The organism is Leptolyngbya sp. KIOST-1 (assembly GCF_000763385.1).
Taxonomy (GTDB): Bacteria; Cyanobacteriota; Cyanobacteriia; order Phormidesmidales; family Phormidesmidaceae; genus Nodosilinea.
Window position 1 is genome coordinate 1,767,325 of sequence record NZ_JQFA01000004.1, and the last position, 15,356, is coordinate 1,782,680.

Annotated in this window: 11 protein-coding genes and 2 pseudogenes; 7 read left to right on the forward strand and 6 right to left on the reverse strand. The window is 59.5% G+C overall.

Features of this window, described 5'->3' with window-relative positions; translation table 11 throughout:
- Positions 1-51 precede the first annotated feature (51 nt).
- From mgtE to ftsY, 4 genes are all read left to right on the forward strand, one after another.
- Positions 52-1,479: a magnesium transporter gene (mgtE, locus tag NF78_RS24775; protein ID WP_318655509.1), complete on the forward strand. Its 1,428-nt coding sequence runs from the start codon at positions 52-54 to the stop codon at positions 1,477-1,479.
- 279 nt (positions 1,480-1,758) lie between these two features.
- A complete protein-coding gene (locus NF78_RS24780) occupies positions 1,759-2,625 on the forward strand; it encodes a DUF502 domain-containing protein (RefSeq protein WP_197064958.1) in 867 nt (288 codons plus the stop codon).
- 105 nt (positions 2,626-2,730) lie between these two features.
- Positions 2,731-3,381, forward strand: coding sequence for a transcription antitermination factor NusB (gene nusB, locus NF78_RS24785; protein WP_035992613.1), 651 nt, complete (start codon positions 2,731-2,733; stop codon positions 3,379-3,381).
- Between the two features lie 114 nt (positions 3,382-3,495).
- Positions 3,496-5,157: a signal recognition particle-docking protein FtsY gene (gene ftsY / locus NF78_RS24790; protein WP_035992614.1), complete on the forward strand. Its 1,662-nt coding sequence runs from the start codon at positions 3,496-3,498 to the stop codon at positions 5,155-5,157.
- 81 nt (positions 5,158-5,238) lie between these two features.
- Here ftsY and NF78_RS33595 read toward each other — a convergent pair.
- The 3 genes and pseudogenes from NF78_RS33595 to NF78_RS24810 all read right to left on the reverse strand — a co-directional run bounded on the left by NF78_RS33595 (position 5,239) and on the right by NF78_RS24810 (position 7,672).
- Positions 5,239-6,458 (reverse strand): annotated as a pseudogene (locus NF78_RS33595) (ISAzo13-like element transposase-related protein).
- A gap of 166 nt (positions 6,459-6,624) precedes the next feature.
- A complete protein-coding gene (locus NF78_RS24805) occupies positions 6,625-7,236 on the reverse strand; it encodes a pentapeptide repeat-containing protein (protein ID WP_052050925.1) in 612 nt (203 codons plus the stop codon).
- Positions 7,237-7,330: 94 nt separating this feature from the next.
- Positions 7,331-7,672 carry a hypothetical protein gene (locus NF78_RS24810; RefSeq protein ID WP_035994010.1) on the reverse strand — a complete coding sequence of 114 codons (342 nt, stop codon included), beginning with the start codon at positions 7,670-7,672 and terminating at the stop codon, positions 7,331-7,333.
- 443 nt (positions 7,673-8,115) lie between these two features.
- On the opposite strand from NF78_RS24810, the gene mfd reads away from it, so the two are divergent.
- Positions 8,116-11,709 carry a transcription-repair coupling factor gene (gene mfd / locus NF78_RS24815; RefSeq protein ID WP_035992619.1) on the forward strand — a complete coding sequence of 1,198 codons (3,594 nt, stop codon included), beginning with the start codon at positions 8,116-8,118 and terminating at the stop codon, positions 11,707-11,709.
- An 84-nt stretch (positions 11,710-11,793) separates the two neighbouring features.
- Here the strand turns inward: mfd and tumE are convergent, their stop codons facing one another.
- On the reverse strand, positions 11,794-12,180 hold the full coding sequence (gene tumE / locus NF78_RS30055) for a toxin TumE (RefSeq protein WP_072016245.1): 387 nt from the start codon (positions 12,178-12,180) through the stop codon (positions 11,794-11,796).
- The gene (gene tumA / locus NF78_RS24825; protein ID WP_035994013.1) at positions 12,170-12,400 is read right to left on the reverse strand and encodes an antitoxin TumA; all 231 of its coding nucleotides are present in this window, start codon (positions 12,398-12,400) and stop codon (positions 12,170-12,172) included. Before tumA ends, tumE begins: the two co-directional genes overlap by 11 nt.
- Positions 12,401-12,490: 90 nt before the next feature.
- On the opposite strand from tumA, the pseudogene NF78_RS32645 reads away from it, so the two are divergent.
- Positions 12,491-13,294: pseudogene (locus tag NF78_RS32645) on the forward strand (IS1 family transposase); the annotation flags it as partial.
- A 36-nt stretch (positions 13,295-13,330) separates the two neighbouring features.
- Here NF78_RS32645 and NF78_RS24835 read toward each other — a convergent pair.
- The gene (locus NF78_RS24835; protein WP_035992626.1) at positions 13,331-13,579 is read right to left on the reverse strand and encodes a hypothetical protein; all 249 of its coding nucleotides are present in this window, start codon (positions 13,577-13,579) and stop codon (positions 13,331-13,333) included.
- A gap of 148 nt (positions 13,580-13,727) precedes the next feature.
- Between NF78_RS24835 and trmFO the strand changes: the two genes are divergently transcribed.
- On the forward strand, positions 13,728-15,113 hold the full coding sequence (trmFO, locus tag NF78_RS24840; protein WP_052050926.1) for an FADH(2)-oxidizing methylenetetrahydrofolate--tRNA-(uracil(54)-C(5))-methyltransferase TrmFO: 1,386 nt from the start codon (positions 13,728-13,730) through the stop codon (positions 15,111-15,113).
- Positions 15,114-15,356: the final 243 nt, after the last annotated feature.

The window sequence follows — 15,356 nt, forward strand, 5'->3', positions numbered from 1 at the left end:
AATAATCCTAACGGTTTAGACTTCTCTGGAAGGCCAGGGGCCACTAGACTAGTGGCAGTTGTTTTAGCCGAGATGCCGCCATTGACCGAGGCGCAGACTACATCGACCCCCCTTACGGTAGACCGCAGGGAGCTGCAGGAGCTGGTGCGCTCGCAGCTTCAGGTGCTGCTGGAATTGGGCAATTTGCCGGGGGCCAAGGCGCTGCTGGTGCCGGTGCAGCCTGCGGATATTGCCGAGGCGATCGAGGGGCTGCCGGAGGCCATGCAGGCGATCGCCTTTCGACTGCTGGGCAAGGGCGAGGCGATCGAGGTCTACGAAAACCTCGACACCAGCGTGCAGCAAACCCTGATCGAAGACTTCAAGCGCCAGGACGTCCTCAATATCGTCGACAAGATGTCGCCGGACGATCGGGCCCGCCTGTTCGACGAACTACCCGCCAAATTTGTGCGCAGCCTGTTGTCGCAGCTGAGCCCCCAGGAGCGGGAGGCGACGGCGCTGCTGCTGGGCTACGAACCGGGCACCGCCGGGCGGATCATGACTCCCGAGTACATCGCCCTCAAGGAGGGCTGGACGGTGCTGCGCGCCCTCGACTACATTCGCAGCCGCGCCTACGTCAGCGAAACCATCTACTACCTGTTTGTCACCGATGCCGCCCGCCGCATGACCGGCATCCTCTCGCTGCGGCATCTGGTCACCGGCCAGCCGGACCAGACCATTGGCGACCTGATGACCCGCGATGTGATCTCGGTGCGCACCGATACCGACCAGGAGGAAGTGGCCCGCCTGGTGCAGCGCTACGACTTTCTGGCGGTGCCCGTGGTCGACACCGAGGACCGCCTGGTGGGCATCATCACCGTGGATGACCTGATCGATGTGATTGAGGCCGAAACCACTGAGGACATCTATACGCTGGGCGGCGTCCAGAGCGGCGGCGACAGCTACTTTCAGGCCAACCTGTTCGATGTCGCCCGCAAGCGGGTGGTATGGCTCTCGGTGCTGCTGGTTACCAACACCGCCACCACCGCCGTAATCCGCAGCCAGGAGGAGGTTTTGCAGCAGGTGGTGGCCCTGGCCGCCTTTATTCCGCTGCTGATTGGCAGCGGCGGCAACGTAGGAGCGCAGTCATCAACGGTGGTGATTCGCGGTCTCAACACCCAGGAAATTGGGCCCAAGCAGGCTCTCTCGGTGATTCGGCGGGAGGCGATCGCCGGTACCGTGCTGGGGCTCATGCTCGGCACCGTCGTCACCCTGTGGGCCTTCCTGCTGCAGGGCGATTTGCTCGTTGCCATGACCGTGGGCCTCAGCCTGGTGGCGATCTCTATTCTGGCCTCTACGGCCGGGGGCAGTTTGCCCATTTTGTTTCAAACCCTGGGGTTTGACCCGGCGCTGATGTCGGCCCCGTTTATTACCACCATCGTCGATGTGCTGGGGGTGCTGCTCTACTTAAACCTGGCCCGCTACATGCTGGGGCTAGCCTGAGAGCTGGCATCAAGTCCAGCGGAAACGCGGAATGTTACCCTCGCTACCCATTTGTTTTAGGATGGAGGGACAACGGCAGGACGTTTGCCTGAGATCAGCTATTCATGCATACCTTTAGAATGGGAAGGTTCTGCTCCCGTTCCCTATACAAATGTTTACAATACTAGATAAGGTCGTTACTGTTTAGATGATTTGATGGTCTGTTCCCAAGCCACCCATCCCTAGATCTAGCTCAGCGGTCTTTGCCGCCTTACCCATCCCTTACACCATTTTGGGATTATGGATTTAAACGGTTCGCCTACCCTGAATACTCCACCGCTTTCGAGCCCTGATCACCCCGAGCCCTCTGTGCTGCAAAAGATCAAGCAAGACCTCAAAAACGATCTGATCGCCGGTCTGCTGGTAGTCATTCCGCTAGCCACTACCATCTGGCTGACGATCACGATTTCAGCCTGGGTGGTGCGGCTGCTGACTCGCTTTCCCAAGCAGCTAACCCCCTTTGACGGCCTCAACCCCGTCCTGGTCAACATCATCAATCTGCTGATTGGCCTGTCGGTACCCCTGCTGGCGATTCTAATTATTGGTCTGATGGCGCGCAATATTGCGGGTCGCTGGCTGCTGGATGTGGGCGAAAAGGTAGTGCAGTCGATCCCCCTGGCCGGATCGGTGTATAAAACCCTGCAACAGTTGCTCCAGACCGTTTTTCAGGACTCCAACTCGCGCTTTCGCCGGGTGGTGCTGGTGGAGTATCCGCGTAAGGGAATCTGGGCGATCGCTTTTGTGACTGGGGCCATGACCGCCGCCGCCGCCCCCAGCACCGCCAAAATGCTGAGCGTGTTTGTCCCCACTACGCCAAACCCCACCAGCGGCTGGTACGCCATCGTGCCCGAAACCGATGTGGTCAACCTTTCAATTTCCATCGAAGATGCCTTCAAGGTGCTGCTCTCCGGCGGCATTGTCGGCCCCAACCTGGCCTCGGCGGTGCCCCCCGATCGGATCACGGCGACGGTCGAGGAGGGGCAGCTGCCTATTTCCCTCGGCCAGGGTGAGCTGGATCTGAGCCGCGATCGCACCGCTGAGGAGGCGGCCGAGCGGTCTGACTATCCTCAGCAACTTTCCGTCTTGCCGGTGGAAGAAGATTGCTAAGATATAGCCTGGTTCTAGCCTGACTACCCCCGCTGCACCTGAACCTGCCGCTGGGGTTGCTTTTTCTGGGCAAGACCTTAGCACCGCCGCTGGGAGACGATGACTATGCAAGCTCGCCGTATGGCTCGCGAGTTGGCCCTGCTGGGCCTCAGCCAACTTTCTGAGAAGCCCGGCAAACTGGTCACGCGGGACTTTGAGAAGCTGTTGCTGGCCGCCATTCAAGCCCTCACTGCCGAGGCCAAAGATGCCCTCGAAACCGCCTCCGACGAGCTGAAGCGAGGCAACCAGCACCTGGTTGACAGCGGCACCCGCGCCAGCGACGTAGAAAAGGGACGCAGCATGGTCGAAGCGGCGATCGACCTCACCCAGGCGGCCATCAATCGCCTGGCCCACGCGGTGGAGTTGCCCGAGTTTATTCGCCTCAGCAACCAGTCCGAAATCGAAGCCTTTGCCCTGGAGCTGCTCAGCAACACCGCCAAGCACCAGGCCCAGGTCGATAGCATTCTCGATGAAGCGATGGTGGCCTGGAATCTCAAACGCCTGGCCCGCATCGATCGCGACATTCTGCGCCTGGCCGTGGTCGAGATGTACTACCTGGGCACCCCCGACCGGGTCGCCATCAACGAGGCGGTGGAGCTGGCCAAACGCTACAGCGACGACGACGGCTACCGCTTCATCAACGGCGTGCTGCGCCGGGTGGTCAGCCGCGGCGAAGAGGGGGAGGTGGCGATGGAGGCGGATAGGCCGGTCGGTTAGAGGGTGTGTAGATAGGTGGGTGAGTGGATGGGTAGGTGAGTGGGTGAACCCTCTGGTTAGGTCCGCAGAACGATAGGATTAACAACAGTAACGACGTCCGCAAGGTAGCTCCATATGGCTGGGTTCAACTGGTTTCAGCGCAGTTTTGACAAATCGGACAGCGCCGAGGCCGACGCTAAAGCTGCCGAAGCCAAGGCCGATCAGGCGAAAGCGCCTGAAACCGCAAAGTCCGGTGCCACCAGCCCGCAGCTTTCGTCGGAGGATTACCTGAAGTGGGCCAAAGCGGCCTACCAAAATATTCAGAAGCAGCAGGCTGCGGCCCAACCGGAGGCCAGTGATGCGGCAACGGAGGCCGAGGAGTCTGCACCTGAACCGGTGGCAGTCGAGGCACTGGCTGAGGCCGAACCGTCCCCTGCCGAACCCGAGGCAGCGGCTGAGGCGGAAGCGATCGCCGCCGCTGAGCCCCCTGAACCCGTCGCTGCTGAGGCGGAAATACCATCTGCTGAGCCTGCCCAACCCACCGAGCCCGAGCCTGCCAAGCTCGCCACCCCAGAATCTGCATCCCAGCCTGAGCCTGCCGAGCCGGAGCCCGTGGCCGCAGAACCCGAGCCCGAACCCGCCGCACCGCGCCCCTTCTGGGCCCAGGCCGAGGAAGAGCGCCAGCAGCGCCTGGCCCAACTGGAAGCGACCGCCATTGTGGAGCCCGAACCGGAGCCGGAACCCGTTGCCGCCGTCGCCGCGCCGCCTGACCCCGTCCTGCCGGACATTGACCTCGACGAGGCCTTTCTCTGGTCAGCGGAGGTGCTGGCCGCCCAGGGCCGCCGCCCCGACGACATCTCCGCTGAAGAAATTACCTGGCTGAACAAGCTGCGCCAGGGGCTGAACAAAACCCGCCTCAGTCTGGTCAACCAGCTGAAGGCCATTGTCGGCCAGGGACCGCTCAACGACGATGCGGTAATGGAAATTGAGGCGCTACTGCTGCAGGCCGATGTGGGGGTAACGGCCACCGACAAGGTGATTGAGGCCCTGCAAGGGCGCATGCGCCAGGAGGTGCTGCCGCCAGACCAGGCGATCGCCTACCTGAAGTCCATTCTGCGGGACATGCTCGATGCGCCCCTGGGGGACGCCCACAACCTCACGTTTACTCCTGAGAAGGGGGAGTTCAATATCTGGCTGATGACCGGGGTGAATGGTGCGGGCAAAACCACCACCATCGGCAAGCTGGCCCACATTGCCAAAAAATCGGGCTACAACACCCTGATTGCCGCCGCCGACACTTTCCGCGCCGCCGCCGTGGAGCAGGTCAAAACCTGGGGAGCTCGCAGTGAGGTGGAGGTGATTGCCAACCCCGGCCAGAACACCGACCCGGCGGCGGTGGTCTACGACGCGATCGCTGCCGCCCAGGCCCGCAACATTGAACTGCTGCTGGTGGATACAGCGGGCCGTCTGCAGAACAAGAAGAACCTGATGGACGAACTGGCCAAGATTCGCCGCATCGTGGACAAAAAAGCTCCCACCGCCCAGGTGGAAGCTCTGCTGGTGCTCGACGCCACCCTGGGCCAGAACGGCCTCCGCCAGGCCGAAGTCTTTGCCGAAGCCGCCAACCTCAGCGGCGTGGTGCTGACCAAGCTCGATGGCACCGCCAAGGGCGGCGTCGCCCTGGCCGTGGTGGAGCAGTTGGGCTTACCCATCCGCTTTATCGGCGCGGGCGAGGGCATCGAAGACCTGCGGCCCTTCTCCAGCTATGAGTTTGTCGAAGCCCTGCTGAGCGGTTGAGCCTCTAGGGGCTGTCATCAATTAGCTGCCAAACACCCAAAAATTACGGGTTAAGGAGATAACTAGGAAAGAAATTACCAGCTAAGCGGGACGGATCAGAATGTCGTACTTCGGTAACAGCGGATGTCGTTCCAGTCGCTCTTCAATGCGCTTCATCTCCTTTTTCGTTAACGCAATCCCCTTTTCGTAAGTTGTTGTGTTCAGCCGGATAGTGGGATGGTGGCGTTTCCAAGTCATGCTCTGGGCCCAGGCCAGCATCGTCTCGACATCGGCAAGGCGTGTTCCATTCCAGTGTTGTTCTAAAATCCCCCAACAGCGCTCGATGGGATTGTACTTACTGTGATAAGGCGGAAAGTAAAGCAGTTGCAGCGGCTTACCAATCCGGTCAACCCAGGCTACGAGGCGATTGAGAAACTGGGTTCGCACCCCGCTGCTTTCGGGACCATTATCGACTTTGAGTTGTATGCGAGGCAGCGCCTGCCGGGTGGATGACGGTAGATGCGCCCACCAGTGTTCCAGCACATCGACAATGAAATCACTGGTTTTGTAGGACCGGCCGAATTCGATGTAGAGATCCCCTCGGTCCTCATCCACGACGCCACAGGGAATGCACTTGTCCTTGATGCCCATGTCGTGGTCACAAGCCTGAGTATCTCCCCGCGTTTTGCCCCCGCGTGAGGAGTCTCCGAGGCACACCGTCGCCTTGCAGTCGAGGCTCAACCGCACCGCGTTTTGGGTCATGGCCTGTTGGTCTTTGGCCTGTAGATTCTCAAAAATCAAGTCGGTCTCGGGTAGTTTTTTTGGGGTTTGGCTTTGACCACAGGACGTAAGCGATAGCCGAGGCGATTGAGAATGACCGCCATCGTGCTGAGAGCCGGTAACGGCTCCTCAGCCACACCGTGGGCTTGCAGTTGTCTCAGCGCTTCGGGTGCCGTTAAGCGAGTGTAGGCAATCGAGGTCGTAAAACTCGGGTCTTGCTGACTATGGGCTTCGGCAATGCTCACCAGGGTGGCGGCGGCCTCAGGGTAACGCGCTTCCCACTTGCGGGTGCCCCCAAAGCCTGACTGTGCTCCGACACAGACCAGACCGCTCCGCTTTTCGGCCAGGCCCAACGCGACCGTTTGGCGACCCCAGCCAAAGATACTTTCAGCTAAACGGGGATGACTGTCACAGTATTTCAGAGCCATCTCAGCTTGAAAGGCGCGGCGGGTCGCTCCTTTTAACGTTGAAGCAGCCAGGCGAAGGTCGTCAACTTGAGAGGGACTGGGACGTACCGGAAGGCAAGGTGAATCGTTTGTCATCGGTGGTCAGTGCTGAAAATGAGCTCTATGCCTACCTTAACGACTTGGTAGATTCTCTGCTAGAGATCTCCTAAAGCCCCTAGCCTGTCCTTTGGGTCGGACGTGGCAAAGCTTGATATACCGAGCTTTTAACCACAATTGATGACACGCCCTAGGGTATGCCACGCTAGTCATGCACATTGCCCGGCGGCATCGTTGCCCCCGTCAAGACGCACTCGCTGGTATCGGCCGCATCTAAGTTGGCGCCACACAGGTTAGCCTCACAGAGGTTGACATCCGACAGGTCGGTGCCTTGGAGGTTGGCCTCACAGAGATTGGCCTTCCACAGTCTCGCGCCGCCCATTTTAGCTCCGGTTAAATCGGCCCCTTGGAGATTGGCCTCAGATAGGCAGGTTAAATGCAGCAAAGCGTCTTGCAAGTCGGCCTGAATAAGCAGAGCACCGCTTAAATCAGCCTCGGTTAAATTGGCCATTTTTAGGGCGGTCTGACTTAGGTTTGCACCGCTTAAAAAAGCGCCAAACAAGTTAGCCTGTGCTAAATTTGCCCCAGCTAAATTGGCCTCGCTGAAATTAGCGTTTTGCAGAGAAGCCTGGGACAAATCGATGCCCACTAGCTCAGCCCGACTGAGGTCAATCCCCCCTAAAGAGGCCCTGTGCAGGTTGGCACCGAATAGTTTAATTCCTTTAAAGTCTCGCTCTCCTTGGGCATAGCGATTCAGCAGTTCGGCGGTGCTGATAGACCCATGACCTGTCGCAGTGGTCGGTTGATGGCTGGACATAACGGCTCCTGGTTGATGGCGAGTCCGATTCGACATAGGATCGTTTCTGATTGGAAATCTCCCCTCCGAACCGGACCTTCAGCTGATATTGCCGCTAGACCACTCCAGGCCCTTTGTGATGCCAATCGTGGGACTCAGCCATGGCTTTGCGATCGCGAGCCCGCTGTTCAGCATTGGCTTTTTCCACCTCGGCCAAGTCACCTGGGTACTTAATGTACATGGGCGGCTCAACGGCATAGTTATTAATTAACCCCTCCTGATCGACCGTGTAACCGTCGCGAGTATGAAGTTGCTCAGGACTTTGCGGATCGTGATCGACATGGCCAAAGGCTGCCCCTTCACGCTGAGCCCGAGCGGCAGTTTCGGCCGGGATCAGGTGAGGATCGTAGTGGGACGGCGTTAAATTGTTGTCGTCGACTGGGTTGCTGGTAGCCATTTTGTTCACCTCTTGCAATGATGGTTGAAGCGTTTATTGCAGTTGAATTTTGGCTCTAACTTTTTGCTACTTACTCTGCTACTTGCAGACATGGTATAACCCTTCAGGTTGACTTTATTGTAAGGCCAAACCTTGGGCCCAAAAACGGGGGGTAAATTAACTTTTTACTTCGTTGCATTTGTCTGTCAATCCGGCGCTCTGGAAAATGGCGGATTCTGATCCGGTGTCCTGCGTCTGGCCTCTGGGAGACAGCTAATGGGGGCCAATAATGTTTCGGTGACGTTTTAGCCGCTCAAAACAGGTGGCCAGGGATGGGTAAATGGGGCGGAGATTATTACAATAGGTGGAGCAGATGCACCCCATCGGCCTCTGCTGCGTCGCCCTCCACTGCAAAGTTGAGGGGTATTTGTGCTTCTGATTTCCCTTTTCCCGTAGCGCATTCTATGGCTTTCTCCTCGATCACCCGTGCTCTGCAACGCTCTCCCCTCACAGTCGAACTGCTGACCAAGCTCGACCAGCAGGGCCGTTTGGTGCTCAACGGGGTTGCTCGGTTGCCCAAGGGGTTGGTTTCCTCAGCGCTGGCCCAGGCTCAGCAGCGGCCTTTGCTGGTGATTACCGCCACTCTGGAAGAGGCCGGGCGCTGGGCCACTCAGCTCGAAGCCATGGGCTGGGACACTGTGCATTTCTATCCCACCTCGGAGGCCTCGCCCTACGACCCTTTTGACCAGGAGTCGGAGATGACCTGGGGCCAGCTTCAGGTGCTGGCGGATTTGCTGGCCCTGGGAGCGTCGGGCGATGGGGGTTCATCCCGTCGGGTGGCAGTGGTGGCTACCGAGCGCGCCCTGCAACCCCACCTGCCCCCGGTTTCTGCCCTGGAACCTTACTGTCTGCGGCTGGAACTCAAGCAGGAAATTAACTTTAAAGCCCTGGGCCAGAGGCTTGCCACCCTGGGTTACGAGCGGGTGACGGTGGTGGAAACCGAGGGCCAGTGGGCCCAGCGGGGCGACATCATTGATGTTTACCCCGTCGCCAGCGAACTGCCGGTACGCCTGGAGCTGTTTGGCGACGAGCTGGAGCGGATGCGGGAGTTTGACCCGGCGACGCAGCGATCGCTGGATGCGATCGACCACCTGGTGCTCACCCCCACCCAGTACGGTCCGGTGATTGTTGAACAGTTGAGAGCCCAGGGCCTGCTCGATGCTCTGCTCTCGGAAGCCGCCCAGGAGGGACTGGCCGAGGGCATCCTGCCCGAAGGCACTCGCCGCTGGCTGGGCCTGGCCTTCGCCAACCCCGCCTCCCTGCTGGACTACCTGCCCGAGAACATCCTGCTAGCCGTAGACGAGGTTGACCAGTGCCAGGCCCACAGCGATCGCTGGCTGGAGCATGTGGAAGACCACTGGCAGGAAGTTTCGGGTTTCGGGTCTAAGGTACAAGGCACAAGGCCGGCGGTGAACGGTGTAGAGCCGGAACCCGAAACCCGAAACCCAAAACCCGAAACCGTGAACCGTGAACCGCAAACCGCAGACCGCACACCGTCTCTCCCCAAAATCCACCGCCCCTTCCTCGACACCCTCGCCGACGCCGAAGTCTTTCCTCGCCTCGACCTGTCAGAAATTGCCGAGGCCAACAACGGCCTGAACCTGGCCAGCCGCCCCGTGCAGGCCATTCCGCACCAATTTGGCAAGCTGGCGGAGACGATCCGAAAGGAGTGCGATCGCAAGTATTCGGTCTGGCTGGCCTCGGCTCAGCCCTCGCGTTCCGTAGCGCTGTTGCAAGAGCACGACTGTCCGGCACAGTTTATTCCAAATCCTCGGGATTTCAACGCGATCGACAAGCTGCACACCCAGCATGTGCCCGTGGCGGTGAAATACTCGGGCCTGGCGGAGCTAGAGGGCTTTGTGTTGCCCACCTTCCGCATTGTGGTGGTCACCGACCGCGAATTCTTTGGCCAGCACACCCTGGCCACCGGGGGCTACGTCCGCAAGCGCAGGCGGGCCGCCTCCAAGCAGGTGGACCCCAACAAGATGAAGCCGGGGGACTTTGTCGTTCACCGCAGCCACGGCATCGGCAAATTTATCAAGCTGGAGAGCCTGGTACTCAACCACGAAACCCGCGACTACCTGGTAATTCAGTATGCCGACGGGCTGCTGCGGGTGGCCGCCGACTCGGTCGGCTCCCTCTCCCGCTACCGGACCGCCAGCGGTCAGGCCCCGGTGCTGAACAAAATGACCAGCACCGCCTGGGAGAAAACCAAGGGCCGGGCTAAAAAAGCCATCCAGAAAGTGGCGGTGGACCTGCTCAAGCTCTACGCCCAGCGAGCCAAGATGGAGGGCTACGCCTACCCACCGGATATGCCCTGGCAGCAGGAACTGGAGGACTCTTTTCCCTACCAGCCCACCCCCGACCAGCTCAAAGCGGTACAGGACGTGAAGCGCGATATGGAGAGCGATCGCCCCATGGACCGCCTGGTCTGCGGCGACGTGGGCTTTGGCAAAACCGAGGTCGCCCTGCGGGCCATCTTCAAGGCGGTCACCGCCGGGCAGCAGGTGGCGCTGCTGGCCCCCACCACTATCCTCACCCAGCAGCACTACCACACCCTCAAAGAGCGCTTCGCCCCCTACCCGATTCAGGTGGGGCTGCTAAATCGTTTCCGTACCCAGAACGAGAAAAAAGAGATTTTGCAACGGCTGAAGACCGGCGAACTGGACGTGGTCGTCGGCACCCACCAGCTGCTCGGCAAAGGTGTCACCTTCAAGAGCCTTGGTCTGCTGGTGGTGGACGAAGAACAGCGCTTTGGCGTCAACCAAAAAGAACGCATCAAGGCCCTCAAAACCCAGGTGGATGTGCTCACCCTCAGCGCCACGCCAATCCCCCGCACCCTGTATATGGCTCTCTCCGGGGTGAGGGAAATGAGCCTGATTACTACCCCGCCCCCGTCGCGCCGCCCGATTAAAACCCACCTGTCACCCCTGGATCCGGAGGCGATTCGCACCGCTATTCGCCAGGAGCTGGATCGCGGCGGCCAGGTGTTTTACGTGGTGCCCCGGATTGAGGGCATCGAGGAGGTGTCCGCCAAAATTCGCGAGATGGTGCCCACGGCCAGGATCGCGATCGCCCACGGCCAGATGGACGAAGGTGAGCTAGAGTCCACTATGCTCACCTTCAGCAACGGCGAGGCCGAAGTGCTGCTCTGCACCACCATCATCGAGTCGGGCCTCGACATTCCCCGGGTCAACACTATTTTGATCGAAGACGCCCACCGCTTTGGCCTCTCCCAGCTCTACCAGCTCAGGGGTCGGGTGGGTCGGGCCGGCATTCAGGCCCACGCCTGGCTGTTTTACCCCAAAAAAGCCCTTACCGACAAAGCCCGCCAGCGCCTGCGGGCGATCCAGGAGTTCACCCAGCTCGGTTCTGGCTATCAGCTGGCCATGCGCGACATGGAAATTCGCGGCGTCGGCAATTTGCTGGGGGCCGAGCAGTCGGGCCAGATGGATGCGATCGGCTTTGACCTCTACATGGACATGCTCGAAGAAGAGATCGCCGAAATTCGCGGCCAGGACATTCCCAAGGTCGAAGATACCCAGGTGGACCTCAACGTCACCGCCTTTGTGCCCAACGACTACATCCCCGACCTGGAGCAGAAGATGAGCGCCTACCGCTCGTTGGCATCGGCCAACAGCAAGGTGGAGCTGATGCAGATTGCGGCGGATTTGAGCGATCGCTTCGGCCCCATCCCCCACGCCACCGAGCAGCTGGTGCGCATGCTAGAGCTGAAGCTGGTGGCCAAGGCGGCCGGGTTCTCGCGCATCAAGCCCGAGGGCAAGCAGCACGTGGTAATGGAAACCCCGATGGAGGAACCGGCCTGGAAGAAGCTCAGCGAAAAGCTGCCCGGCCACCTCAAAGCCCGCTTTGTGTATAGCGGCGGCAAAGTGGTGGTGCGCGGCCTAGGCGTGCTCAAGCCCGAAAAGCAGCTGGAGAGCCTGACCGAATGGTTGGGGTATTTGCAGGGGGCGATACCGGAGCCAGTGTTGGGGTAGGGACAAAATAACCCAGACCCCAGAGTTTTTGAAAAACTCTGGGGTCTTCTCCTCGGGATGCTCACCCGATGAAGGCAACGCTCTTTAAGGTTCCCCTACGGCGATCGCTTCTTGGATGACCCGCTTAAGGGATGGCTTTTGGCAGGCAATGACTCGGTCGGGCAAATGTTTATGGTGGGGGTAGCTCGGCAAATCAGGGAAGTGGGGCGTACTGTCGTAGCGAAACAGCAGACCATTCTGCCTATCTTGGCAATGGTAGCGATAGTCCAAGAAGGTGAGTTCATCGTCGCTGACGATAATGGCTTCGTTGATTTCTAACAAATGGCCCTGGTTGAACCGTAGACGGATCCTTAGATTAGCCCGCCTCTGCGTTAAAACCTCTTCTCGGTAGGCTTCTACATAGGCGGTGCGACAGCCCGCAATGCTTTGTTCGACCTCAGACAGGTAAGCTGCCAGTAGCCTATGCCGCATCTCTCAGGCGCTCTTCGAGGTCTTGCCGCAAAGCCAGGTAGTGGCGGTAGTCATTGGCCCACTCGACAAATTGAGCATCATCCCCAAGCTGCCCCTGGCTATACTGGTTGAAAAAATCCTCCGAAGAGAGCTGCTGCCGACTTTCGTAGATGCTCAGCCGCTTAGCCACCGCAACCAGGGCATCTAAGGGCGATGTGTACTCTATAGTCTGCTTCTGCATAACGAACTCCATCGAACCAGGAATTGCTTGTAATGGCCTGAGATTAATCTACTTGAATCCTATATAAACAAGTTTGCCAGTAAAAATTAAGGACTGGGAGTGCGAGCGACATGTCGCCTGATTGGGGCGTCATACTCGACGATTTTGCGGTGGGAAGAGCGGTTAGCACGTTATGGCGACGCGTGGTCTCCCCCCGCCCCCGCCGACCGAGACGTGACGTTGGAAGGCGATGAAGTCTACACTCGCGTTGGCGAAAATCTTCCCCCCCGCTAGTTCCCAGGGGTGGACGATTCACTTCATTGAACGCCAGAGCCGCTACTGGGTGTCCGCGATGGCGGGGCACAAAGACGAACTCCTGTTTCAGCGAGGAACGCAACAAGCCTGGCAGTGGGCCAAAGACTGCCCGTTCATTCGCTGGTTTACGGATGGAGCACCCCGCTATGCCAAGGCGTTGTGGGACTTGGCTAGCGTCTATCTCGCCCTGCGGGACTGTCCCAGTCGGTATCGCACCCGCAACGTCTGGGGAGAAGGTCTGGAAGTCGCCATGAAAATCAAAGGGTCTCAGGGTCTGCGGCGAGTTGCCTGGGTGAGGTCAGAGCATCCCTAGACCGCGATTAGCCCACAGCTGAGGTGCATGCCAATCATAATGAGGCTTACAATGCCGCCCTGAGACGGCAATGCAGTGCTTATCGTCGGCGTCAAAACCTCTATGCCAAGACACGAGAGGGCTTGCAGCGGGCTTTGGATGTTCAGCGGATCCTCCACCACTGGGTCAGGCCCCATTGGGGACTGGGCAAACGGACGACTCCGGCCATGGCGATCGGCCTTTGCACTCGCGCACTATCCACCCATAAATTCCTCTGTATGAGAGGGGTTCAATGCATCTCCTCTTAGCGGACCAGTGCCGGGTTGACCAGTGGCACGCTTTGACTACCGTTTTTGCAATTTGTCTAGAAGGCCAATCGTCAGTAGTGCGCCACCGCTGGCAAACGCGCCGCTGAGCATGCCGTGGGCAACCCGAACCTTAGGCGCTTCGGTAAGGCAGTGGCCAGGGGAGTTTTCCGTAGTGTTGCAGGCCCGGCCTTCAACCCGTGCTGCGCCACCGCCGAGGATAATGCCCATTCCGAGCACCACGGTAGCTCCCCACAGCAGGCGGTTTTTTTCGCGTTGAATAAACATTTCGGTAGTTGACAAAGGGCCTGTCTAGAATACCCACCTACTTCGACTTTGATAACAGCCGCTTTGCCCTGGGCGGCGGATTGCTGCTACAGCCATGCAGCGACAAGAAGCCGTTATCCTAGAAAGGCTGAGTTTGAAGGGATACGCTGTGCAAACCCCAGACCCCATTCACGTAATCGGCGGCGGGCTGGCCGGAACCGAGGCCGCCTGGCAGATTGCCCAGGCCGGGGTGCCTGTGGTGCTGCACGAAATGCGCCCCCAGAAAAAATCTCCTGCCCATCATAGCGAGCACGTAGCCGAACTGGTGTGCAGCAACTCCTTTGGAGCGATGGCGAGCGATCGCGCCTCGGGCCTGCTCCACGAGGAACTGCGGCGGCTGGGGTCGGTGGTGATTGGCAAGGCCGACCAGCACCAGGTACCGGCGGGAGGTGCCCTGGCGGTCGATCGCGGCCTCTTTAGCCATGATCTGACCACAACGCTGGCTCAGCACCCGCTGATCGAACTGCGGCGCGACGAGGTGACCCGGATACCTGACGACGGCGTGGTGGTGCTGACCACGGGGCCTCTCACAAGTGAGGCCCTGTCAATGGACCTGGAGCGGTTCACGGGCCAGGGCTACATGAGCTTTTTTGATGCCGCCAGCCCGATTGTGGTGGGCGAGAGCATTGACCGCTCGGTGGCGTTCATGGCGTCGCGCTACGATCGCGGCGAAGCCGCCTACCTCAACTGCCCCATGACCAGGGAGCAGTACCTGCACTTTTGGCATGAGCTGTGTAATGCAGAACAGGCCGAGTTAAAGGACTTTGAGCGGGAAACCGCAAAATTTTTTGAGGCCTGCCTGCCGATTGAAGAAATGGCGCGGCGGGGTGAGGACACCATGCGCTACGGCCCACTCAAACCCGTGGGCCTGTTCGATGCGCGGCTGGGTGATTTTAGAGCGCCTGAGAACAAGGGCAAAAAACCCTACGCCGTGGTGCAGCTGCGCCAGGAGGACAAGGGCGGCCAGCTGTGGAATATGGTGGGCTTTCAGACGAACTTGCGCTGGGGCGAACAGGCGCGGGTATTTCGCTTGATTCCAGGATTGGAGCAGGCCGAGTTTGTGCGGATGGGAGTGATGCACCGCAACACGTTTTTAAACTCGCCGGAACTGCTGCACGCCACGCTACAGTTTAAGGCCCGCCCGACCCTGCTGGCGGCGGGGCAGCTGGTGGGCACCGAGGGCTATACGGCGGCGGTGGCCGGGGGCTGGCTGGCGGGAACCAATGCGGCCCGGCTGGCCCTGGGGCACGATCCGATAACCCTGCCGGTGACGATGATGCTGGGGGCGCTGGTGGATTTTATTACCTCTGCGGAGCCCAAACATTTTCAGCCGATGCCGCCGAATTTTGGCATTTTGCCGCCTCTGCCGGCCAAGGTGCGGGGCAAAAAGGAACGCTACGGACAGTACCGCGATCGCGCCCTGGGTGATTTAAGCCACTGGGCCACTGACCAGCGCCTGGCATTGCATCAGCCAGCCTTGAGCGCTATCGCCTAGTACCCTGAGGCATAAGTCGGCCCACCATTCCTGACACCTGACACCCGAGACCTGACACCCTCAGCAACGGTGGCTATATTTCTGCCAGGCAGTCCTGGGATTTTTAGCCAATAGTCGATGGCTCAGGAGATAGGGGTCATAGCCCTGCCGGGCTTTTGCGTCGGGCGCGGCAATGCTGCCGCAAAATTTTGGCCAGGTTTTGTGCCCCGGTGAAAGGCCAAATACCAGGGATTTGGTAGTTTG

Bases quoted from the DNA above. Each gene is read 5' to 3' on its own strand.
- NF78_RS24780 (WP_197064958.1), top strand. From the start codon at position 1,759: ATGGATTTAAACGGTTCGCCTACCCTGAATACTCCACCGCTTTCGAGC.
- NF78_RS24805 (WP_052050925.1), bottom strand. From the start codon at position 7,236: ATGTCCAGCCATCAACCGACCACTGCGACAGGTCATGGGTCTATCAGC.
- nusB (WP_035992613.1), top strand. From the start codon at position 2,731: ATGCAAGCTCGCCGTATGGCTCGCGAGTTGGCCCTGCTGGGCCTCAGC.
- tumE (WP_072016245.1), bottom strand. From the start codon at position 12,180: ATGCGGCATAGGCTACTGGCAGCTTACCTGTCTGAGGTCGAACAAAGC.
- NF78_RS24810 (WP_035994010.1), bottom strand. From the start codon at position 7,672: ATGGCTACCAGCAACCCAGTCGACGACAACAATTTAACGCCGTCCCAC.
- tumA (WP_035994013.1), bottom strand. From the start codon at position 12,400: ATGCAGAAGCAGACTATAGAGTACACATCGCCCTTAGATGCCCTGGTT.
- NF78_RS24835 (WP_035992626.1), bottom strand. From the start codon at position 13,579: ATGTTTATTCAACGCGAAAAAAACCGCCTGCTGTGGGGAGCTACCGTG.
- ftsY (WP_035992614.1), top strand. From the start codon at position 3,496: ATGGCTGGGTTCAACTGGTTTCAGCGCAGTTTTGACAAATCGGACAGC.
- mfd (WP_035992619.1), top strand. From the start codon at position 8,116: ATGGCTTTCTCCTCGATCACCCGTGCTCTGCAACGCTCTCCCCTCACA.